18 protein-coding genes and 1 tRNA gene are annotated in these 20,782 nt (G+C 52.7%); 9 read left to right on the top strand and 10 right to left on the bottom strand.

The window, feature by feature from the left end:
- Nucleotides 1–25 precede the first annotated feature (25 nt).
- Together AOB54_09985 and AOB54_09980 are read right to left on the bottom strand one after the other, a co-directional pair.
- Nucleotides 26–1,987, bottom strand: coding sequence for an ATP-binding cassette domain-containing protein (locus AOB54_09985; GenBank protein ID WVN41780.1), 1,962 nt, complete (start codon nt 1,985–1,987; stop codon nt 26–28).
- Entirely contained in the window at nt 1,988–3,211 is a 1,224-nt protein-coding gene (locus AOB54_09980; GenBank protein ID WVN41779.1) for an acetate/propionate family kinase, read from the bottom strand.
- A gap of 215 nt (nt 3,212–3,426) precedes the next feature.
- Here AOB54_09980 and AOB54_09975 point away from each other — a divergent pair.
- Nucleotides 3,427–3,502, top strand: a tRNA-Arg gene (locus AOB54_09975).
- Nucleotides 3,503–3,808: 306 nt separating this feature from the next.
- On the opposite strand, the gene AOB54_09970 is transcribed toward AOB54_09975, so the two are convergent.
- Nucleotides 3,809–4,063: a helix-turn-helix transcriptional regulator gene (locus AOB54_09970; protein WVN41778.1), complete on the bottom strand. Its 255-nt coding sequence runs from the start codon at nt 4,061–4,063 to the stop codon at nt 3,809–3,811.
- 78 nt (nt 4,064–4,141) lie between these two features.
- Here AOB54_09970 and AOB54_09965 point away from each other — a divergent pair, with 78 nt between their 5' ends.
- Together AOB54_09965 and AOB54_09960 are read left to right on the top strand one after the other, a co-directional pair.
- The gene (locus AOB54_09965; protein ID WVN41777.1) at nt 4,142–5,389 is read left to right on the top strand and encodes a hypothetical protein; all 1,248 of its coding nucleotides are present in this window, start codon (nt 4,142–4,144) and stop codon (nt 5,387–5,389) included.
- Nucleotides 5,390–5,395: 6 nt separating this feature from the next.
- The gene (locus tag AOB54_09960) at nt 5,396–5,830 is read left to right on the top strand and encodes a hypothetical protein (protein WVN41776.1); all 435 of its coding nucleotides are present in this window, start codon (nt 5,396–5,398) and stop codon (nt 5,828–5,830) included.
- Between the two features lie 464 nt (nt 5,831–6,294).
- On the opposite strand, the gene AOB54_09955 is transcribed toward AOB54_09960, so the two are convergent.
- From AOB54_09955 to AOB54_09940, 4 genes are all read right to left on the bottom strand, one after another.
- Nucleotides 6,295–7,686, bottom strand: a complete 1,392-nt coding sequence (locus AOB54_09955; GenBank protein WVN41775.1) for a tyrosine-type recombinase/integrase — start codon at nt 7,684–7,686, stop codon at nt 6,295–6,297.
- 170 nt (nt 7,687–7,856) lie between these two features.
- Nucleotides 7,857–9,980 (bottom strand): bifunctional DNA primase/polymerase, encoded by a 2,124-nt coding sequence (locus AOB54_09950; GenBank protein WVN41774.1) that lies wholly within the window; start codon nt 9,978–9,980, stop codon nt 7,857–7,859.
- Between the two features lie 493 nt (nt 9,981–10,473).
- Complete coding sequence (locus AOB54_09945; GenBank protein WVN41773.1) at nt 10,474–10,911, bottom strand: hypothetical protein; 438 nt, start codon at nt 10,909–10,911, stop codon at nt 10,474–10,476.
- A gap of 384 nt (nt 10,912–11,295) precedes the next feature.
- Nucleotides 11,296–12,456 carry an ATP-binding protein gene (locus AOB54_09940; protein WVN41772.1) on the bottom strand — a complete coding sequence of 387 codons (1,161 nt, stop codon included), beginning with the start codon at nt 12,454–12,456 and terminating at the stop codon, nt 11,296–11,298.
- Nucleotides 12,457–12,521: 65 nt separating this feature from the next.
- Between AOB54_09940 and argS the strand changes: the two genes are divergently transcribed.
- From argS to AOB54_09925, 3 genes are read left to right on the top strand one after another with little or no spacing between them, the layout of a single operon-like run.
- On the top strand, nt 12,522–14,309 hold the full coding sequence (gene argS / locus AOB54_09935) for an arginine--tRNA ligase (GenBank protein ID WVN41771.1): 1,788 nt from the start codon (nt 12,522–12,524) through the stop codon (nt 14,307–14,309).
- 36 nt (nt 14,310–14,345) lie between these two features.
- Nucleotides 14,346–14,906, top strand: a complete 561-nt coding sequence (locus AOB54_09930; protein WVN41770.1) for an SPOR domain-containing protein — start codon at nt 14,346–14,348, stop codon at nt 14,904–14,906.
- Between the two features lie 13 nt (nt 14,907–14,919).
- Nucleotides 14,920–15,564, top strand: a complete 645-nt coding sequence (locus tag AOB54_09925) for a thiol:disulfide interchange protein DsbA/DsbL (protein WVN41769.1) — start codon at nt 14,920–14,922, stop codon at nt 15,562–15,564.
- Between the two features lie 52 nt (nt 15,565–15,616).
- On the opposite strand, the gene rsmI is transcribed toward AOB54_09925, so the two are convergent.
- Complete coding sequence (gene rsmI, locus AOB54_09920) at nt 15,617–16,495, bottom strand: 16S rRNA (cytidine(1402)-2'-O)-methyltransferase (protein WVN41768.1); 879 nt, start codon at nt 16,493–16,495, stop codon at nt 15,617–15,619.
- Between rsmI and AOB54_09915 the strand changes: the two genes are divergently transcribed.
- Together AOB54_09915 and AOB54_09910 are read left to right on the top strand one after the other, a co-directional pair.
- On the top strand, nt 16,480–16,860 hold the full coding sequence (locus AOB54_09915) for a YraN family protein (protein ID WVN41767.1): 381 nt from the start codon (nt 16,480–16,482) through the stop codon (nt 16,858–16,860). The two genes, rsmI and AOB54_09915, sit on opposite strands and share 16 nt — an antisense overlap.
- 39 nt (nt 16,861–16,899) lie before the next feature.
- Complete coding sequence (locus tag AOB54_09910; protein ID WVN41766.1) at nt 16,900–17,700, top strand: BON domain-containing protein; 801 nt, start codon at nt 16,900–16,902, stop codon at nt 17,698–17,700.
- Between the two features lie 6 nt (nt 17,701–17,706).
- Here AOB54_09910 and AOB54_09905 read toward each other — a convergent pair whose 3' ends face one another.
- Nucleotides 17,707–17,943, bottom strand: coding sequence for a heavy metal-associated domain-containing protein (locus AOB54_09905; GenBank protein WVN41765.1), 237 nt, complete (start codon nt 17,941–17,943; stop codon nt 17,707–17,709).
- Nucleotides 17,944–17,988: 45 nt separating this feature from the next.
- Nucleotides 17,989–20,244, bottom strand: a complete 2,256-nt coding sequence (locus AOB54_09900; protein ID WVN41764.1) for a cation-translocating P-type ATPase — start codon at nt 20,242–20,244, stop codon at nt 17,989–17,991.
- Between the two features lie 18 nt (nt 20,245–20,262).
- Between AOB54_09900 and AOB54_09895 the strand changes: the two genes are divergently transcribed.
- The gene (locus AOB54_09895; GenBank protein ID WVN41763.1) at nt 20,263–20,781 is read left to right on the top strand and encodes a TlpA disulfide reductase family protein; all 519 of its coding nucleotides are present in this window, start codon (nt 20,263–20,265) and stop codon (nt 20,779–20,781) included.
- The last annotated feature ends 1 nt before the right edge of the window (nt 20,782 follow it).

Genomic DNA, 20,782 nt, shown 5'->3' with positions numbered 1-20,782 from the left:
CAGAACACACGGCGCGCAAGTGTTTCTACTGGCTTGAAGCAGCTTCATCCCGCGCCAGCAATTCTTCCCAACGCACCAATAGCTTTTCATTAAGCGAATCAATTTCATCAAACCGGGCCTGAAGCTGGGCCACGCGGGCGCCGTCGGACTTATAAGTCTCAGGGTCAGACAATTGGGCGCTGATCTCTGACTGCTCTTTTTCAAGGGCTGAGATCTGATCAGGAATAGCAACAAGCTCTTGTTTTTCTTTTGAGTTGAGCTTGAGTACTTTGGCTGGCTTCACAGCAGCGACTTCGCCGCCTGCAGCATCTAACTTTTTGTCAGAAGCCGATTTGTTTGCAGGGCCATCCGTACGCTTTGGCGTATCCGTCGCTGCGGGCAGCGTGGGAAGGGCGCGAGAGCGCTGCCTTACCCAATCTTCATAACCACCTACATACTCCCGCCAAGTCGCATCCCCCTCATAGGCGATCACACTGGTCACGACTTGATCCAAGAAATAGCGATCGTGGCTCACCAGAAACACGGTGCCGGAATAGTCTTGCAGTAACTCTTCCAATAGATCGAGCGTTTCTACATCCAGATCATTGGTGGGCTCATCCAACACCAGCACATTGGCGGGCCGAGCAAACAGTCGCGCAAGTAGCAGACGGTTGCGCTCACCACCCGACAGGCTGCGCACGGGCGAGGCGGCCCGCTGTGGGGAAAACAGAAAATCCCCCAAATAGCTTTTTACATGTTTGCGTTCGCCATTGATTTCAATCCACTCGCTACCTGGGCTGATGAAGTCTTCCAGGCTGGCATCCAGATTAAGCTGCTCACGCATCTGATCAAAATAGGCAATCTCAATCTTGGTGCCAAGTTTTACTGTGCCGCTATCCGGCGCAAGCTCGCCAAGAATAATTTTCAGCAGGGTGCTTTTACCGGCTCCATTGGGGCCAATCAGTCCCACCTTGTCACCGCGCAGAATCGTGGCAGAGAAATTCTTTACCACAGGCCGATCAAATGCCTTGCTCACACCGTCAAGCTCAGCCACGATCTTGCCGCTGCGCTCACCTGCTGCGACGGCAAGCTTAATTTTTCCGGCTACTTCACGGCGCGCGGCTCGTGTTTCGCGTAACTTTTCTAGCCGCGCGATTCGGCTCACACTGCGGGTTCGGCGGGCCTCAACCCCTTTACGAATCCACACTTCTTCTTGGGCCAAGAGTTTGTCAGCCCGAGCATTGGCCAGCATCTCTGCTGAGAGCTCATCTTCTTTTTGTTTTTGATAAGCCGAGAAATTACCGGGATAACGCCGCAACACACCACGGTCAAGCTCCACAATCGCGGTGCAGACATTATTCAGAAACGCACGATCATGGGTGACAAACACCACGGCCCCGCGAAAGTTTTTCAGCAGTTCTTCTAACCACAGAATGGAGTCAATATCCAAGTGGTTGGTGGGCTCATCAAGCAGCAACACATCTGGCATTGCAACCAAGGCCTGCGCCAAGGCCACACGCTTTTTGTTGCCGCCAGACAGTGTGCTGACCAACACCTCTGGCAAAAGATCAAGCCGGTGCAGTAACTCATCAACCCGTTGTTCCCAATTCCAACCAGATATGGCGTCTAACTGTGATTGAATCTTTTCCAGCGCATCATGGTTGGCATCTTGCTCTTTGCTGTCGTCAAGGTGACTGAGCCGTTCAAACGCTTGGCGTAACTCCACGGCGTTGCTCACCCCTTGCGCAACTTGTTCGAAGACGGTTTTCTTTGGGTCTAATAATGGCTCTTGGGCCACGGTGGCAATCCGTAAGCCCTGCTGATATTGCAGCGTGCCGTCGTCGGGCGCCTGGGTACCTGCCAGAATTTTTAAAAGAGAAGACTTGCCTGTTCCGTTTCGGCCAATCAGCCCCACCCGTTCGTTGGCCTGCAGTGAAAAATCCGCGTGATGCAACAGGTCCACATGGCCAAAGGCAAGGCTAGCGTTGGATAAAACAATCAGCGCCATTTAGCTCGAGGTCAGGCCCAGGGCCTCTTCTGCAGCAATCAGGCCTTCGCCTGTGGGCACTACCCAGACTTCGACGCGGCTATCACTCGTCTGAATTGCGGCGGGTTGGCGGCCAGTAAGACTACGGTTTTTCTCTGTATCAATCTTGATGCCAAGAAATGCCAGGCCTGCGCAGACCTCTTCGCGTAACACCTGGTCGTTTTCACCAATGCCGCCGGCAAATGCCAGCAGGTCAATGCCGTTCATGGCGGCAGTCAGGGCACCAGACTCTTTAATGATGCGGTGGGTATAAAGATCAATGGCGAGTTTGGCGTTTTCAGAATCCTGGCTGCGCAGATGCCGCATATCGGCCGAGAGTCCAGAAATGCCGAGTAGCCCCGACTCTTTATAGAGCAGTGCCTCAAGCGCCTTGGCATCCATGCCGTGTTGGACCAGATGCAAAATAAGCCCCGGATCGAGATCGCCGCTTCGTGTGCCCATCATCAGACCGCCAACCGTGGAAAAGCCCATGGTGGTGGCCACGCTTTTTCCGTTAATACAGGCGCACAGGCTTGAGCCGTTGCCCAGATGGGCCATCAACATTTTTCCTGTCGAAGCGGGCGTGGTTCGGGCAAGTCGGCTTGCAATGTACTGGTAAGAGAGGCCATGAAAGCCGTAGCGATGCATGCCTTGTTGAAAGATGGATTGATTCAACGGAAACATTTTTTCCGTGATCGGCAGATCGCTATGAAACGCTGTATCAAAACAGGCCACATGCGGCAGCGATGGAAAGGCCTCCATAAACGACACAATGCCGTTTAAGTTGTGGGCCTGATGCAGCGGCGCAAGCGGCTCATAGGCCCGCAGGGCCTGCACGATTTCCGGTGTTGCCACCACACTTTTTGTGAATTGATCCCCGCCGTGCACCACCCGGTGGGCAATCGCAAGCAGCTGCACGTCGGCGAGTTCTTCTTGAATCAGTCGTTTTAAGAAATGCAGGGCCACATCCATCATGCTGGCGTGGCCGTTGGCATGCAGGACCTCGGTCTGTGGGTGCCCCTGGTTGGTCCAGGTCACGCTTGGGGTACCCCCAGGCTCAAGCCCCTGGACCGTGCCACTAAAGATCGAAGCAAGCGCAGTCCGCTCCCCTGACAAGGACACGACCGGGTGGGCCGAAAACTTCAGAGAAGACGAGCCGATGTTGACGGACAAAATAACGGCGGCGGGCTGGACGAGTCGGCTCATAAGTGCGAAATGTAATTCCCTTTGGGCCGGTCGCCACAAAGGTTGGTGGGGGGATAAACAGAAAACCCAATTTTACTGCGCCGCAACAATCCCACGGTCTGGATTTCTCGGTTTTATGGGAAAAGCTCGGCGATAATCGGGTCAAAGCCCCCTGACAGAGTAAAATCACGGGCTTTCCCGGTGCGGGCGTTAGATTTTGCGCTGCCGCATCACAGGCGTCTGTAGCTCAGTGGATAGAGTATTGCCCTCCGAAGGCAAGGGTCGCAGGTTCAATTCCTGCCAGACGCGCCAAACCCCAGTTCGCCAACCTGCCGGATGAGCCCGGCACCCTCATAAAAACCAAGACTCTAGCCCCAGAGGTTACTGGGATTGGTTCGTTTGGAGTCGCCTTCTTGCGTGGTTCAGCGCCGGGTTTCTAGGGGTTTAATGGGGGTTTGGTTAGGCTTGGGGGTTTGAGGAGGTGCCTCAAACCGTTTAAACCCACCTCGAACGGTTGTAGAGAAATTCTCGGACACTCTCGACGAATCGATCAGCTCGCGCGCGGGCGCGCGCGTACTGATGGGTTAAGCGTTTATATCCGCTAGGGGCAGGGCTTTTTTAGCGAGTCGCGCGCTTCGGCCGGGGTTGCACTGCTAAGCGCGCTTCAACCTCGCTCAGAAGTGTAGAGGTGCTTACGCCAAGGGCGGCGCAAAGACGAGAAAGCAACCGCACGCTCGGACTGTTCTTACCCAGTTCGATAAGTGATAGATAGTTACGGTCTATATCCGCCCTGAGTGCGAGTTCAGTCTGACTCCAACCCTTCTCGGTTCGGAGGCTTCGAACTGTCAATCCAAGCGCCTGATCTATATCCACCTAAACACCTTTTTTGCGTGGATAAGGTTCGATCAGAATCAGCTAGAAATTGCCGTATATATGCGGCAGAATGAATTCATGTCCTCGGGATTCAGCGCATTTGCACATTTTTGGCAGCAATACTGGAACCAGCCCTCTCAGTCGCGTCAGCATCCGCGCGATGAGGCATTTTTTAATCAGACAGGGCCACGAGGGCAGTATCGAACCGCTGCAAAGTTCGATTTCAGCTATCACCCGTGCCCATTTGATGGGCCTCTAGAGAGTGCAAAAGTAATTCTTTGCCTCGCCAATCCGAAGTATTCAGACCTGCCGGGTAGCGAAGAGCACAAAAATCGAATCATTGCGGGTATGCGAGACGGACGATCTCCACTCCCAGACGATTGGATGCCTTTTTACAAGAAGACGTTTAATAGCTTCCTAAAGGAGGGGCTGGGAGAGGAGGAACTCAAGAGCAAGTTTGCCATTTTTAATATCTGCGCCTATGCCTCCGAAAATATGAACGGGCCGGAGGTAGCGCACGCGGCAGGATTGCCAAGCACCTGGGCCGCACAAAATTATCTGCGCGATGTGCTCATTCCGCGCGCTCAGCAAACTGGCCAATCAGATGATGTGTATCTAATTTTCCTTAGGAAACACCAACTCTGGGGCGTGACAGAAGGGTTCCCTGGACATATTGAAATCGTTCGTGGTCGAGAGCGTGGTGGCGTGATTCCTCAGGAAACCGCCAAACGAGTGATGAAATGGCTGAGGCCGAAAAGTTCAAGGGGCTATAGTTCACTTAAACACGAACCGTCGACTCGAAAATCTGTAAACCTGAAACTACCAAACATGCAACCCACGATTAACCTCGAAAATTCTAATTACTTCAAACATGCTCTCCAAAAGATCGCGATCTTATCTAATAGCGCAGAAAAAGATTTAAGGCGTCTTGCATTGGAGACGATACCTTCGGAGTTATTGGACTACTTGTCAAAAGTAATGACGGAATTGCAGAAACTTGAGGTGCGGCCCTACCAAAATCGAGGAAGCAGCACATTGGTCCCGGAATTTGTGCGAGAGCTAGAGAGGCGCAACTACCAAAATTTCGGTGAACTAATAGATTGGATCTATAAAAATAAAAATCCAAAAGATTCTTATTTGCCATTTGGCGAGCGGAAGTATGGTGATCTAGGAAGTTATTCAAATTACCTGAATTTTTGTGACCGGGAAAAGGTACGACTGGCAGAGCATCAAAAACGCCAACAAGAGCAAGAAAGAGACGCGCAAGAACGACGAGCGATAAGAAAAGCGGCGCATCTGACGAAACAAAACCGCGCCAAGGATTAAATAACAGTGCGTTTCAAAAAATCTAATTACAAAAACCTCTGGCTGCACCGACATGAATTTCATGTTTTGACATACGCAGAAGAGGGCTTTGCACCTTTGAACGAGCACACGAAAGACACAGGAATTACCAAAAAAGAGCTTGTTGCCTTTGCGGAAACTGTTAATCGTGTGAACCACCCAGGTTCCTTGTACCCAAAAGCTAAGGTGAGTGCGGTCCCGCGCGTTTTAATTCGCGAACAGCAGGATGCGCAAGCGCTATGCCTAGGTCTCGTAGACTTCTACCAAATTAATGCAACTGTAATTAGGGCCAAGAAGATTCTTTTGGATTTTCGAACGCCAAATGTCGAGACATTTGTCGAGAGCGCTATTGAGAAGTCTTTGCAAGCGTCTTATGCCGCATTTATTGAAGAGCTGATCTTGGTTGATGACAACGCTGAATAAACAACTACGTCTACCTCTTGTTGTTTTCCAAAAGATTTGAAGTATCAATTCCTGCTTTAATAACAGTGAATTAATGACACCAACCAGAACCGTCTACTACCTACCGGGCAGAGGGGGTAGATTAATTACTGGGCTGGGGCAAGGCCTTATAGATCGCGGTTTGATGCCAGTCGGTCGCGAGACTATAGGCGAGTTTAGAGAGTTATCGTTTCGAGAACAGATTGAAACAATCGCATTAGATCTGCAAACAAGGCACTGGGACGAGAGTGACAAGGTCATCGCGAATTCATACGGGGCATACTTGTTTCTACATGCTCAAAGTTTGATGCCGCCGTATCCCGGAGAGGTCTTATTGCTATCGCCAATCTTGGGGGCTTTCGAGAACTTAGAGCAGAGTATTCACTTTGCGCCACCGTTTGCTAACCGGCTCTTTGATTTAGCTCAGTCGTCAAAACTTAATCGGCCTAGACGGTGCTCTGTTCATGTAGGAAGCGATGATTGGCAAAGCCCTCCACACTGCGCTCTTCGTTTTGGCGCCCTACTTGATATTCCTGTAAAAATAGTTCCTGAGGCGGGGCATATGCTTGGGAAAGACTATGTTGGGCCAGTGCTTGATCGCTTTCTTGGTATTGATTCCCCGTAAATTGGTCTAAAGCATTACGAGATCGCTCTGCTCTGGCCCTCAGCGAATCACAATAGTCAGCCCACCATTGACACATCTCAATGCGTTCAGAGAGGTATTTTGCCTTGTTATAAACGGCTCTGACATCGCCGTTGGTGTGAGCCAGCGCTGCCTCAATAACATCAGGATGTCGGCCATTTTCATTTAGGAGGGTTGAGGCTGATGTTCTAAACCCATGCACAGTCATACGCCCTACGTAACCAAGTCGTTTAAGAGCATAGAGCATTGTATTTTCGCTAAGTGGTTTTCGAGAGCTAATTCCGCTTGGGAATATAAATTCGCTATGACCTGTCAGCGGAAGGAGTTCTCTCAATATCTCAAGCGACTGAGCAGACAAGGGAACAAGATGGGCCTCTCTCATCTTCATTTCCTCGGCGGGAATCCGCCATAACTTCGATGCCCAGTCGATATGGGCCCACCTAGCGAATCGAACGTTTCTAGACCGCTGGAAGGTGAGTGCTGTAAACCTTAGACCCATCCGGGTTACAAAGTCGCCTTGATAGCTATCTATCATCCAGAGCAATTCACCAAACCCTGAGGGATCCGTAATTGCTGCATGATTCTTAGTTTTATGGGGGGTAAGCGCGCCACGCAGAGCAGCAGCGGGGTCATTGGTGCCCCGTTCAGTGGCAATCGCATAGCGAAAAACGGCAGAGCAATGTTGTAACAGCGTATGGGCTATGCAACCCCGTTGATTGGTTTCAATCGCTCTCAAAAGGCCTAGAAGCTCTTTCGCGGTGATAGCAGAAATTTGGGCATCGCCAATCCGGGGATAGAGGTGCTTACCAAGCATTGATTCGACCTTGTGTCGATAGCCCACCGACCATCTTGCTCCACGGACATTCATCCAGTCAGTCGCAACGAGACGAAACGTATCACCATCAAAAGAGGCCTGGTTTTTACGTTTTTGACCTTGCTCCCGAGGATCTAGTCCGGTCGCGATTTGCTTTCGTAGTTCATGTACACGGTTCCGGGCCTCTCTTAGGCTAACCAACGGAAATGAGCCTATCGTGTAAGTCAGCTCTTTCTTTGTAATCGGGTGGTAGTACTTGAGCGCAAATGTCTTACGGCCCGAGGGGTGAAGAATGACGTGTAGGCCAGTCCCATTTCCATCGAAGAGTTTTTTCGGAGTGGGGCCAGGTTTTATTTGACGGAGCAGAGTTTCTGTAAGCATGCGTACCTCAGAGTTATTAGTTATCCGGCGGAGTTCTTGCGGTCATGCCGGTAACTAAAATTTTCGGTGGCATCTTGATAAATAAAAACCATTGCCACCTACCGCAGTTGGTTATGGTGGTTGGGGCCGCTGATATCTCTCTAAGAAAACAAGAAGGCGGCCCCAACCAGTTACTCTTGGTCCTCAGCTAAAGCGAGGCATGTCGTTCGCCCGCCGAGCAGACTTTTAGACCCGAATTCAGCAATCTGATCAGCAGAGAGTGGTCGTTCCTCGATCACGCCGTATTCAAGCAATTCTTTAAGAATTTTCGTTACGGATGCAGTCTTACCTGCTATTTCTGGCCTATCAAGTAGAGTTTTTCGACTTGGATACTTAATAAGAGGGTCGGTATCGGATTGGCAGGCTTTCAGGGCTGCAATCAGGGACTCTGCTATACGTTGATCCTTAGCCTCCGTTTTTGCTTGCTTGGTTAGTTCGGCGTTTTTTGCCCGTTCTGAAGCGTTCAACGGCGCCACTGAGCGAAACAAATAGCCGCATCGAATAATGAATATTTCACCCTGCCGTTCGCAAAAACTCAGTTTTGGCAACACCAATCGAAAGCCGCGTTCATCCTCTGCAAGCATGACTCCGGTCTCATCTCGAAAGGTGTCAGCCCCAAGTTCGTTAAGAACCGCCACCATGCGCGACCCATCCGGAAGAGCGGTACCGTTTCTACCAGCGTATTGATCTACTGAGTTAGCGCGAGCATTCTGTTTTCCGGTGTGATGAACAACATCAATCGCACAGCCCGGCAGATGCAGCATCATGAGTCGTGCAGCTTCGACAATTGCTTGTTCGGAATCGTTTACTTGAGCTTCTCCCGCTCCAAAGGACACTAGCGGGTCAAAAATCAACCTGCCTGGATTCAGAGGAATGCAACGATTCACGAGTTTTTCGATATTCTCGCGGTCGGGTCTAATTGTTCGGTCAACCTGTTCTGCCAACCGGAAAGGTTCCCCGCACAGATCAATCACATAAACGCGATCAAAGACCAAGTCTTTTTCTGTATCGACAAGACTTTCCGCCTCGCAAATCTTACCGATGCGGTTCGCTAAAAGCTCCCGAGAATCTTCCTTGGTTACGATGATCGTGGTGAAAGGTTCTGATACTGCCCGACCCCAAATAGGTTTCCCCAATGCCGCCATTACGGCCTCGTAAAGCAGTAGGGTTGTTTTGCCGACACCCCCTGGCGCAATCAGATTCCGTAGGTCGGCGTAAAGATACTTTTCAATAAGCATTCGCGGATGAGGTTTTGCAGCAGCGACCTCCTCAGCAGTCAGTTTTCTGATTGGGGAATCCAAAACATTCACTGATTTCTCGGATCTGTAGGCCTTGAGCGCCGCAGAACCGATAACCTGTTTTCCGCCGACCTTGAAGCCGGACAGCCGGGATTCAACTGCCTGCGTTTTGTAGGTGAAAACCGCCTTCCAATGGGTGCGGATGGGGCGAAATGATCGCCACGCCTCATCTGCCGACTTTTGATCGTATTTGAGACTGCGTTTTGACCACTCTGTCCAAAGGTGATACCCCGCTTCACCAGCAGTCCTCAGCGCGTGACCGACATTAATCCAAATGCGATAGTCGTCATGGTCGAGCAGATAAAGCGCATCTCTTAGATCAGTGAGAGCCGCGGCATCAGGTTCGTCAGTAAGATTTTCTGACACCGCCGGCTGAGATTCGGCCCTTTGCGGAATTAGATCCCCGATTGAAACCGGGCCTAGTTCTAGTGGAGATTTGCCCTCAACCCACTTGTACGGCCCCGAGGGGCCGATAGTGGGCTCAACGCAGACATACCCGTTGTACTTAATATCGACGCCTTTGCCGAGTGTTGCTGGATAGCTAGCCCCGGTTGGCGCTTTGAAAAAATAGTGCGAACCGCCGCTCTGGGTACGAGCTTGGACAGTGGAATCGAGTGCTTGGCTAAAACTTTGATTTGCGGCGCGCAGAGCTTGCAGGGTCTCGTCCCCGCCGTTTCGCGGGTCAACGTCAATCACCACAAGCCCCGAGCCGGCGGGGTAGATTGCTACCCCGGCCTCTGGGTCGGCCGCGTACCACCGCTTAATCGTTTCGACATTTGTGATGGCTTGCTTGTGTCCCCGAGGCACTAATGTTCCTTGGGGGTGCTTACCTGGACTTCCGCAGGAACTGCCCTCCGGGCAGCGGCAAATTCCGGAGGACAGGCATGACCAGACAGGCAGTACAAAGTAGCTGCGCTCGGCGTATGCGATGGCGGCAATTAGGCTGGGAGAGCTCAATTTTCACCCCCATGCTGAATGCTATTTAGAAATGCTTCGAGCTCAGATGCCCAAACTTTTACAGATCTTCTGCTAAGGCGAACTACAGAAAATCTTTTCTCTTTGACCCACTTGAAATAGGTCGTTTTACCAATCCCGAGGACAGACCGAACTTCATCTGCGGAAAGCAAAATATCGCCATTTTGAATATGGCCGAACTTATTAGTGTTCATCGTGCACCTATGAAAGAGCTAAACAAAGGGGCCAGTCAGAACCCAAAGGTTGACTGGCGTTTCGTGTTTTGATCGGTGCGAAGAACCGATACAGCTCTTCCTGGTTTGCTAGTAAGAAGCCCTTGCGGCTTCTCGGAATAGGAGCCCTTAGCTGGCTTCCTGCGAACACCACGATGTCAGATGCTTAGCCAAAAGTCAATATACGTACGCAGCACATTTAGACTTTTTTACTGCGGATAATCCCAGGCGAAGTAAGGCGAACCAATTTGAACTCACGTTAGTTAACGATAGCCTAGCTCCCTCTTGATCTGTTTTTCCCACTTTTTTACTAACTTTAAGTAATTTTCATAGGCTGCTTTGTCTTTGGCTTGCTGATCTTCGATGAAGACTTTTATCTCTGGTACGTAAATTGGCTGATAAAAAAATTTCCACCAGTAGTTATAGACGAGCTCTTCATCAAAACCTTTTCTAAGCACTAAAAGCGCGATTAGATCAAGTTCATTGAAAAAGGTTTTTAACTTTTTATCATCATTTAGATTTTTATAGATTGCTTCCCAAGCGTTCTCCAGCTTTTCGTTTCTCTTTTCAAGGTAAGAGACAGTTTCGCGGTAACTTGCAAATTTTGTGTCGATCTTAAGTCTGTGTGCAAAGAAGTAAACGGATATAAAAAGACCAATTAAATAAGCCCAGTCTTTAAGGTTAGAGATATCAAGTTCCATAGTCTTTGAGCCGCAAATTTCCATTTCTGTAGAAAGCTATTTAGCCAGGCGAGTTTTTACATTTAATCACGATAGCGATTGGATGCGGCCCTAAAATGCATGCTGTTTCGCCTTAACAATAACCAAACGAGCCCGGGCAATTCTTCTCTTGAGCTGACTCGCCATTTCTTTCGAGGGTGTTTCTAGGGGTTGAGAGGTTAATAGATAGGTTTACACGATTTATAATGCTGCGATTCGACGTGGTTTTTGGCGTCTGCCAGACGCGCCAAACCCCAATTCGCTATCCCGCGGGATGAGACCACCACCCCAATAAAAATCAGGATTCCCCGTAAACTGCCCCAGAGTATTAGGGGATCGCTCTTAGTTTTTTGCGCGAACAAAAGGCTACTTGAAAATCTCGAACGGTGGAACCACGTCTACATTAGCCGCTATCGGGTAGGCGGCCTGAACAGGCGCAACTACAAACGCCTGATGCACACCCAGATCTTCACAGGCATTCCAAAACCCTTTCGTTGGCTTGGGCGATGTCGAGAGCTTTATTTCGTAGGCTGTTTTTTTGCCAGACTCTTCAATCACGAGATCAAGTTCCGCACCTGCCGATGTGCGATAGAAACCGGCCACGGCAGATGGGGAGCGTTGCCCAAGAAGCTGCTCTATCACAAAGCCTTCCCACGAGAATCCGGCAATTGGATGGCCGCTTAAACCGTCTAAGTTCTTGATACCCAATAGAGCGTGTAGCAAACCGCTATCGCGAATATAAATCTTGGGTGACTTGACCAGCCGTTTACCAGCGTTGGTGAGATAAGGTGGCAGCCGCCGAAGCATGAAAGCGTCTACCAACCAGTCGATGTAACGTCGAATCGATGTATGAGATATGCCACCATGGGCGAGCGCCATCTGAGAAGCATTGAGCATTTGACCATGTAAGTGGGCACACATCTGCCAAAGTCGTCGGATGGTTTCTTGCGGTGTTGTAATGCCTAAGCTTGGTAAATCGCGTGCTAAAAATGTCTGAATAAAATCTTCCCGCCAAGCAAAAGACGCCGTATCGTCGTCCGCCAAGAAACTCGGTGGAAAACCGCCCCGCAGCCAAAGCTTTGCTGTCGTTTCTGGCGCTTTTTCATCTGGTCTTAGCATTTCATATATGGAGAAAGGGGCGAGCTCCAAGTAACGAATTCGCCCCGCTAAGGATTCTGAAGATTGTTGAAGCAGCTGACCGGAAGCTGAGCCTAGCAACAGGAATCTTCCCGGCACCCGGTGCGCATCAATCTCGGGGCGCAGATGACGAAATAGGTCCGGCATCGTCTGTACTTCGTCCAGAATAATTAACTCATTGCGATGCCTGGCAAAAAAGAGTTCTGGATTCGTGAGCTGGGCTCGATCGGAGTTTTTTTCCAAATCAAGAACCAGGGCGTTTTTTCGGTGACGAGCGATTTCCCGGGCAAGGGTGGTCTTGCCGGATTGGCGAGGCCCAAGTAGTGCGACAGCGGGCTGCTGCTGTAACGCACGCTCAACCAATGGCAAAGATTTTCGGTTAATCATCATCGTATTTTGAACATTAAATATTCAAATTACAAGGTAAAAAGTTTCCGCGGTAAAATCCGGACCAAATGCTTGCCTCCCAACGCTCCCAACTTGCCCATTTCCTTGCCGCGGCCCTGCAGTCCGTGGCCCAACAGGCCGACAAGACCCTGTCCGCGGCCGACATTGCGGCCTGCACTTCAAGCCTTGAAAAGCCCCGCCAGCCCGAACATGGCGACATTGCCAGCAATCTTGCACTGCGCCTTGCTAAGCCCCTGGGCATGCCGCCCGCCAAGATCGGCCAGGCCTTAGCGGCAGCGCTCAAAGCCATGCCTGAAGTCGCCGACTTGATTCAAGACATCGAGGTTGCCGGGCCAGGCTTTATTAATTTCCGTTTGACGGCGGCGGCCCGCGCTCAGGTGCTGGCCCAGATCGCCCAGGCGCCTGATCAGTTCGGCATCACCCCATTGGCGCCGAATGCACCGCGGGTGGTGATTGAGTTTGTGTCCGCCAATCCCACTGGCCCCCTGCATGTGGGCCATGGCCGACAGGCCGCATTGGGCGACACGCTGGCCGCCATGATCGCAGCCACTGGCGTAAATGTTTCGCGAGAGTTCTATTACAACGACGCTGGCGCCCAGATTAATAACCTGGCCATTTCTGTGCAGGCTCGCGCCAAGGGATTGAATCCCGACGATCCTGCCTTTCCCGCTGATGGTTATCGTGGGGACTATATTGCTGAAATTGCAGCAGCCTATGTCGAGAAGGCCACTACTAAGGCAGTCGATGGCGATCCAGTCACATCCAATGGTGACGTGAATGATCTGGAAGCGATTCGAAGATTTGCCGTGAGTTATCTGCGCCATGAGCAAGATTTAGATCTGCGTGCCTTTGGCGTGGCCTTTGATCGTTATTACCTGGAGTCATCGCTTTACTCTGATGGCCGCGTGGAAAGCACGGTTCAGGATTTAATCAAGAGTGGCCACACCTATGAGCAAGACGGCGCCCTGTGGCTGCGAACAACCGACTTCGGTGACGACAAAGACCGTGTCATGCGCAAATCAGATGGTGCGTATACCTATTTTGTGCCCGATGTGGCTTATCACGTGACTAAGTGGGAGCGTGGGTTTCAAAAGGCCATCAACATCCAGGGGTCGGACCACCACGGCACCATGGCCCGTGTGCGGGCCGGCCTGCAGGCCCTTGATATCGGTATTCCCAAAGGCTTTCCCGATTACGTCTTGCACAAGATGGTGACCGTGATGCGTGGTGGCCAGGAAGTCAAAATTTCTAAGCGGGCGGGCAGTTACGTGACACTTCGTGATCTCATCACCTGGTCAGGAGAGATTGACGATGCAGGCGGTGCAATGGTTGCGGTTGACGAGCAGCGTGGCCGCGATGCAGTGCGTTTCTTTTTGGTCTCACGCAAGGCCGATAGCGAGTTTGTGTTTGATGTGGATCTGGCCTTGTCGCGAAGTGAAGACAACCCGGTGTATTACGTGCAATACGCCCACGCCAGAATCTGTAGTGTCTTGGCCCAGGCGGGAACCGATGCAGCCGCCGTGTTGGCAGCCGCGGGCAAAACTCAGCCTAGCTGGAAGCAGCTGCTGGTTGCACCGCGTGAGCAGCAACTTTTAAATCGCCTGTCAGAATTTCCAGATGTGATTAGTGCTGCTGCTTCCGAACTCTCACCGCATCTGATGGCGTTTTATCTGCGCGATTTGGCTGCGGACTTCCATGCCTTTTACAACAGTGAGCGGGTCTTGGTCGATGACGCCAATTTGCGTCAGGCCCGATTGCTCTTGTTGGCGGCCAGTGGTGCGGTCTTGCGTCAGGGCCTGGGCCTTTTGGGAGTCTCAGCGCCAAACCGGATGTAGTGGTAGAGTTTTCCCATTCTTTTGATGCCACAAGCCATGCGTCCTAGCGCCATTCCAAACCCCAGGGCCAAGCCATCTAAGGCGGCCTGGTTAAAAGCCAACCCGTTTATGGCGGGCTTGGCACTCGGCCTTTTGCTTGCCGCAGCGCTTGCGCTCTACATCACCCAGTCTCCTTTGCCTTTCGTCGATCGGGTTGGAACACGGCCAGCGGTAGACAAGACCAAGGTGCCCAAGGGCATGGTCGAGGCAGAAGAGCCCGTTGATCCCAACAAGGGCTTGTTATCAAAAGACGCTGGCCAGACCGAAAACCCCACCGAGGCAGGCCTTGAGACCAAGGGCTTATCCCCCACCGGCATGACTTATTTATTGCAGGTGGGCGCATTCCGTTCGGCAGAAGACGCCGAGCAGATGCGCGCCCGTATGGCCATTCTTGGCTTTGAGGCCCGGGTAACGCAGGCCGAGCGCGACGGCGGCACTATTTTTCGTGTGCGGCTTGGCCCATACGGTTCGATCGAAGATTTGAACAAAAGCAAAGCCCGTGTGTCAGAAAACGGTATTGACTCCACAGTCGTGCGGGTTAACGCCGCCCCAAATTAAAAACTTTATTGCCATGAATCGACGTCGTTTTTCTTTGGCCCTTGCGGCAGCTTCAGTATCGCCCCTGGTGGGAATGGAATCTGTGTTTGCGCAGGCGCAGCAGCCTGATGAAGGCATTGATTACCGGCTGCTTCGCGAGCCTGTGCCAACTTCAAGTGCTGGCAAGATCGAAGTGCTCGAATTCTTTTGGTACGCCTGTCCGCATTGTTATCACTTAGAGCCGCATCTCGCGAAGTGGAAGGCCAGCCTTGGTTCAGATGTGGCGTTTAAGAAAGTCCACGTGGCATTTCGTGGCGACACCCACCAAAAGATTTTTTACACCCTAGAGGCCCTGGGGCAGGTCGACCGACTCGGCCCGCGAGTGTTTGATGAGATCCATCAGCGTGGCAATGCCATGGGCATGCTGATGGAAGTTTCAGAGTGGGCTAAAAAGCAGGGCATTGATGTGGCTAAGTTTGAATCTACCTGGAATTCCTTTGGTGTTCAGACACAGCAAAAACGGGCCAATGCGCTAACAGCGGGCTACAAGGTGGATGGTGTGCCCATGTTTGGCATCAATGGCCGTTATGTCACTTCACCAGCCATGGTGGGGGGCAGCCATGCCCGTGCCTTGCAGGTGGTGGATTATCTAATTGCCCGCGAGAGAAAAACGAAGTAATCTGTAAAACAACAGCGAACTAAAACGTGGCCAGCAGGCGTTGTGCCACGTTTTATTTTTTTGGGCCTGCCTTTAGCACAGCCTGATAAGCAGCATCTCGCGATACCCCCAGCATTTTCACCAAACACTTGGCAGCGCTGGATGCTGGCATTTCACTGGCCAGTGTGGCCGCCCAGGCTTCGAGTGTTTCTTGTGTAGCGCTTGTGACTGGTTTTTCGCCCAAATCAAAAACCCAGACCATTTCGCCCTTGGCCGATCCTGGGTCTTGCTCACGCATGGCGTTGATTTTCAGCTGCACGTCTTGAATCGAACCCCGAAGCAGAGTTTCGTGTTGCTTGGTGAGTTCACGCCCAAACAGCATGGGGGTATCTGGCCCAAACACTTTTGCACAGTCTTCCAGGGCATCGACCGCCCGATGGGGTGCTTCAAAAATCACAGCGAGCCCGCCTGCGTTACGAATGGTTTCTAGCCAGGCTTGGCGTGCTGCTGATTTCACTGGGGCAAAGCCCCAAAAGCTCATGGGCCATCTCGCAAATCCACAGATACTCAGGGCCGCAATCACAGCGCTGGGCCCTGGCAGCGGAGACACGGGCACCTGAGCTTGCCATGCGGCATCAACCACCAAATAACCCGGGTCAGAGACCGCTGGGGTACCCGCATCTGAAATCAAAAGAACCGATTGGCCAGCCTGGATATCGGTGATCACCTGATCTTTAACCAGTGCCTCATTGTGATCATGCAGGGCCCGAATACTGCCCTTGGCCCGGCCAATACCAAGCGCAGATAAAAGCATCTGTGCCCGACGTGTGTCCTCGGCGTAGATCACATCACAGTCACTCAGGCCATCTCGCACGCGTTGGCTAATATCGCCCAAATGGCCGAGCGGCGTTGCGGCTACATACAATCCCGGCGGAAATGAACGCGTTGACATCCCGCCATTCTCGCCGAACTTATGCCCAGCGTCAGGGGGCGGCAATGGAGTCCCGGGCTTTGGCCTATCTGCAGGCACAGGGCCTGGTGCTACTGGCCCGCAATGTGCGCTATCGGGTGGGTGAGCTGGATTTGGTCATGCGGCACGGAGAAATCATTGCCTTTATCGAGGTCCGATACCGTGCACCATCCGCCTTCGGAACCGCGGCCGATTCGGTGGGCTTGGCCAAACAGACCAGAATTCGGCGGGCCGCTGCCTTATGGCTTCAGGCCCAGCACTTTGCCCGGGAACCAGCCTGCCGATTGGATCTTGTCACGATTGACGGTGAACAACTACGGTGGATTGCCAATGCATTTTCAGCATAGGCCGCCCTATAATCCCCGCATCCCATAAAAGGAACTGGCATGCAAAACTTTTCTTCTTCGGTGTCTCGCTTCACAACCAGCTGCCGTATCGGCCTAATCGCCTGTGTGCTTGGTGCTTCGGCAGTCACATTAACGGGCTGCTTTCCGGTGGTGGCCACAGGTGTGGTCGTGGGGGCCTTGTCGGTTTCGGATCGGCGAACAACGGGTGCGCAGGCAGAAGATCAGTCGATTGAATTAAAAGCATTCAATCGTTTCCGTGAACAGTTCAAAGCAGACAACATTTCCCTCAGCGTGGTCAGCTTTAATCGAACCGCCTTGATTACGGGCTACGTTCCCAATGCCAATGTCAAAGCAGAGGCCGCAAAAATCGTGAGCAGCATTGATAACGTGCGCTCTGTGCTTAACGAAGTCATTGTTGGGCCAGTACCGTCCATCCGCACTTACGGCACGGACACGGTATTGACCACTCGTGTGAAGGCCTCGTTGCTGGAAGCCAAAGATGTGCAGGCCAATGTCATCAAAGTCATTACCGAGTCCAACACCGTTTTCTTAATGGGCATTGTGACTGAGCGCGAGGCTGCCCGTGCAGCAGATATCGCTTCTCGCGTGTCGGGTGTGCGCCGAGTCGTGCGGGCGTTTGAAATTATTACCGAGGCGGAATTATCAAGAATGCAGCTGCAGACGGGGGGCAACAACACTGCTGCGCCATCGGCCCCAGCAGCGCCAGCACCAGCAGCACCCGCCAAGACTGCGCCAACGTCATCAACCCCGCCGGCAGGCAATCAGGCGGCGGTCGCCCCAACGAATGACGCCGGCACGGTGGTCACGCCAATTCGTTAATTCGGTTTAAATCGGCCGGCAGTCAAAGCCGGCCGCCTCAACTGCTTGGCAGATCTGCTGGCTTGCGGCCTGCATGGCCTGATCCGATAACCCCGCTTTCCAAGAAACAACCGCCTGATGTTGGCTTCGGTCCACGCTGACATCGGCAACGGTATCGAACGACAAGATCGTTCGGCTGACTGATTTTTCACAGCCGCCACAGGTCATGCCATCAATGTGAAATGTGCTTTGAGTTGGTGTCATAAGAGCTATTCCGTTTCAAATGATCGTGCTGTTCTAAAAAACATTTTATGCGTGCGCACGTGGTGTCCAGGTAAGAAGCCGTGTTGCGTTGAGCATGACGGCAGCAGAACTGAGCGCCATGGCAGCGCCAGCAACCGCAGGTGTTAAGGCGCCAAATGCCGCCAGCGGTATGGCAAGCGCATTAAACCCGAATGCAAATACTAGGTTTTCTTTTACCCGGCGCAGCACTGCGCGTGCCAAGCCAAGGCTTTGAGCGCTCGCCAGCAGGGGGGAAGTGTGCGAAATGGTGAGATCAGCCGTTTCTAGTGTCAGACTCGCGCCCGATGCCATGGCAATGCCCAGGTGAGCATGGGCCATCGCTGCTGCATCGTTGAGGCCATCGCCCACCATGGCCACCCTTTTCTTTTCTGACCGCCATTGGTCTAACAATTCTGCTTTGGCTTCTGGGCTCTGCCCGCCAACAAACGAAACACCGCGCAGTAAACCCGCAATGCGTGCTACCGCAGACTCTCGATCACCGCTCAAGATGCTGGTGTGCAGGCCATCGGCTTGCAGCAGCGCAATGGCGGGTGCGGCATCCGGGCGAAGACTATCGGCGACCCATAGCCGGCCAACCCATTGCTGATTGATACAGACATCAATCGCGCTTGCAGCGGGGTGGTGCTGTGCAAGCGATTCGGGTGGGGGTGCGATCCATCCTGGCTTACCCACATGAATGTCACGGGGTGGCGTTGTAGTGCTGCGTGCATAAACGCCTTGTCCGGGAGTGTTGTGAATCAGTTGGCATGCTGTAATCGGGCGGCCTGCAGCGTAAGAGAGCAGGGCACCAGCCAAAGGATGTTCAATACCGCGCTCAGCACCCGCCGCATCGGAAAGCCACTCTGGCCACGGCGATTCGCCTTGGTGGGTGTCAAGCGCAACCGTGCGAAACAACGCCTTATCACCGGCTGGTGCTAAGTCATTGGCTTGAGCCTGGCGCTCTGCAAGCCCAATGAGTTTTGCGCGGCCTGATGTCAAGGTTCCAGTTTTATCAAACACCACATGGTCAACCTCGGCGGCACGCTGTAGCGCATCTGCACTGCGAAAAAGCCAGCCATATTGCGCGGCCCGGGCCAGCCCAGTGGCAATCGCTGCAGGTGTGGCAAGACCCAAGGCACAAGGACAGGCCACCACCAAGACAGCAACCGCATTGGCCAGCGCAACACTGCTCTCGGCCTGACTAACCCAGTGGCCAAAAAAAGTGATCACCGCAATCACCATCACTATTGGCACAAAAACACCTGCCACACGGTCCGCCATTGCGGCGATGGGGGCGCGAGACGAAAGCGCCGAGAGAATTCGTTGGCCAATTTTGGCCCGACGGGATTGATCAAACGGCTGGCTAACCGTGGCAATGATTTGTCCCGAAAGATTCGTGCAGCCAGCGAAAATCATCTCCCCCGGCCCCTTCACCGCGGGCCGACTCTCGCCACTTAAGCTGCTCTCATCAATTTCGGTCTGCCCCTCTACGATCAGCGCATCAAGATGGATCGCCTGGTTCGGATGAAAGCGGATTCGTTCACCAACCGCAATCTCGTTGGGGGGCGTGGCCACCCATTGACCATGGACCCATTGCTCAACAGGGGCAGCATCAAGGTGCGCAAGTTTTGCCAAAGCATCTAATGCCTGCTGCCGGGCCTTTTGTTCCAGATGTCGGCCAATCCGAACCATGGCCAACACCACAATCGAGGTTTCAAAATAAAACACCCCACCCGATGCGTTATGACCAGCGCTGCGATCCAAAGACAGCCAGCCGAATAAAGACCACAGATAAGCGGAGACAGTCCCAAGGGTGATCAGCGTTTCCATGGTGGCGCTGCCCACACGAAGCGCACGCCACGCTTTGACATAAAAGGGCCAGGCCACGAAGGTCTGCATCACGGTGGCCAATGCCCATTGCAGATCTAAGGGAATTAAATGGGGGTGACCCAAGAGCATGCCTCCCATCTCAATGAGCATGGGAACAAGGGCCAACATCGACAGCCAGAGCCGGAACTGTTCAGTGCGGCTCAAGGTCAGATCAGACACACCTTGGCCGTTAGAGACAGACGGTTGGCCCGGTGCCCGGGCGGGCCAGGCGTCGTAGCCGGCACGCCGAATAGCGGCAATGGCCTCGTCCGTGGTCAGGCCAGTCACGCGGGCCCGATGTTCGAGCAGGCTCACCTCGGCATGGGCGCCGGGAATTTTGTTCAGTACTTTTTCAATGCGGCTAGAGCAGGCCGCGCAGGTCATGCCTTCGATATGAAGGTCAATGGAGTTCATGTTCTTATAATGCCATTTATGAATTCAAACACTCAAAATAAATCGCGGTCCAAGCTTCCTTTATTGGTCTTGCTCTTAATTGTCGCGGTGATTGCGGCGGGCTCGGCCTGGATGCTGCGGGCCCAGCCGGCACCCTTGGTGTCGGGCCAAACCATCCGCGGCGAGGCGGTAACCCCGGCGTCGCTAAAGGGCAAACCTTATCTGGTGAATTTCTGGGCAACCAGCTGTGTCACCTGTGTCAAAGAAATGCCAGACCTGGTGGCCATTCACCAAGAGTTTGCCGCCAAGGGGTTTCAAACGGTTGCGGTGGCCATGAGCTATGACCGGCCTGAATACATTGAGACTTTTGTGAAAGACCGCGGCCTGCCTTTTCAAGTGATTCACGACAAAGACAATACCTGGACACGGGCTTATGGTGATGTGGCCGTGACACCCACCACCTTTGTGGTGGACGGCAATGGAAAAATTATTAAGCGTTACGTTGGCGAACCCAACTTTAGCGAGCTTAGAAAAATTCTGGCCCGCGAACTCAGCTAGG

The organism is beta proteobacterium MWH-UniP1, from assembly GCA_036362785.1.
GTDB lineage: Bacteria > Pseudomonadota > Gammaproteobacteria > Burkholderiales > Burkholderiaceae_A > Lacustribacter.
This window is presented reverse-complemented; position numbering and strand designations above follow the sequence as displayed.

What these genes read in the sequence shown, in the direction of transcription:
- AOB54_09900 (WVN41764.1), bottom strand. Translation starts at nt 20,244, where the DNA reads ATGAACTCCATTGACCTTCATATCGAAGGCATGACCTGCGCGGCCTGC.
- AOB54_09965 (WVN41777.1), top strand. Translation starts at nt 4,142, where the DNA reads ATGTCCTCGGGATTCAGCGCATTTGCACATTTTTGGCAGCAATACTGG.
- AOB54_09930 (WVN41770.1), top strand. Translation starts at nt 14,346, where the DNA reads ATGCGTCCTAGCGCCATTCCAAACCCCAGGGCCAAGCCATCTAAGGCG.
- AOB54_09910 (WVN41766.1), top strand. Translation starts at nt 16,900, where the DNA reads ATGCAAAACTTTTCTTCTTCGGTGTCTCGCTTCACAACCAGCTGCCGT.
- AOB54_09945 (WVN41773.1), bottom strand. Translation starts at nt 10,911, where the DNA reads ATGGAACTTGATATCTCTAACCTTAAAGACTGGGCTTATTTAATTGGT.
- AOB54_09980 (WVN41779.1), bottom strand. Translation starts at nt 3,211, where the DNA reads ATGAGCCGACTCGTCCAGCCCGCCGCCGTTATTTTGTCCGTCAACATC.
- AOB54_09905 (WVN41765.1), bottom strand. Translation starts at nt 17,943, where the DNA reads ATGACACCAACTCAAAGCACATTTCACATTGATGGCATGACCTGTGGC.
- AOB54_09895 (WVN41763.1), top strand. Translation starts at nt 20,263, where the DNA reads ATGAATTCAAACACTCAAAATAAATCGCGGTCCAAGCTTCCTTTATTG.
- AOB54_09985 (WVN41780.1), bottom strand. Translation starts at nt 1,987, where the DNA reads ATGGCGCTGATTGTTTTATCCAACGCTAGCCTTGCCTTTGGCCATGTG.
- AOB54_09940 (WVN41772.1), bottom strand. Translation starts at nt 12,456, where the DNA reads ATGATGATTAACCGAAAATCTTTGCCATTGGTTGAGCGTGCGTTACAG.
- AOB54_09915 (WVN41767.1), top strand. Translation starts at nt 16,480, where the DNA reads ATGAACGCGTTGACATCCCGCCATTCTCGCCGAACTTATGCCCAGCGT.
- AOB54_09925 (WVN41769.1), top strand. Translation starts at nt 14,920, where the DNA reads ATGAATCGACGTCGTTTTTCTTTGGCCCTTGCGGCAGCTTCAGTATCG.
- argS (WVN41771.1), top strand. Translation starts at nt 12,522, where the DNA reads ATGCTTGCCTCCCAACGCTCCCAACTTGCCCATTTCCTTGCCGCGGCC.
- AOB54_09955 (WVN41775.1), bottom strand. Translation starts at nt 7,686, where the DNA reads ATGCTTACAGAAACTCTGCTCCGTCAAATAAAACCTGGCCCCACTCCG.
- rsmI (WVN41768.1), bottom strand. Translation starts at nt 16,495, where the DNA reads ATGTCAACGCGTTCATTTCCGCCGGGATTGTATGTAGCCGCAACGCCG.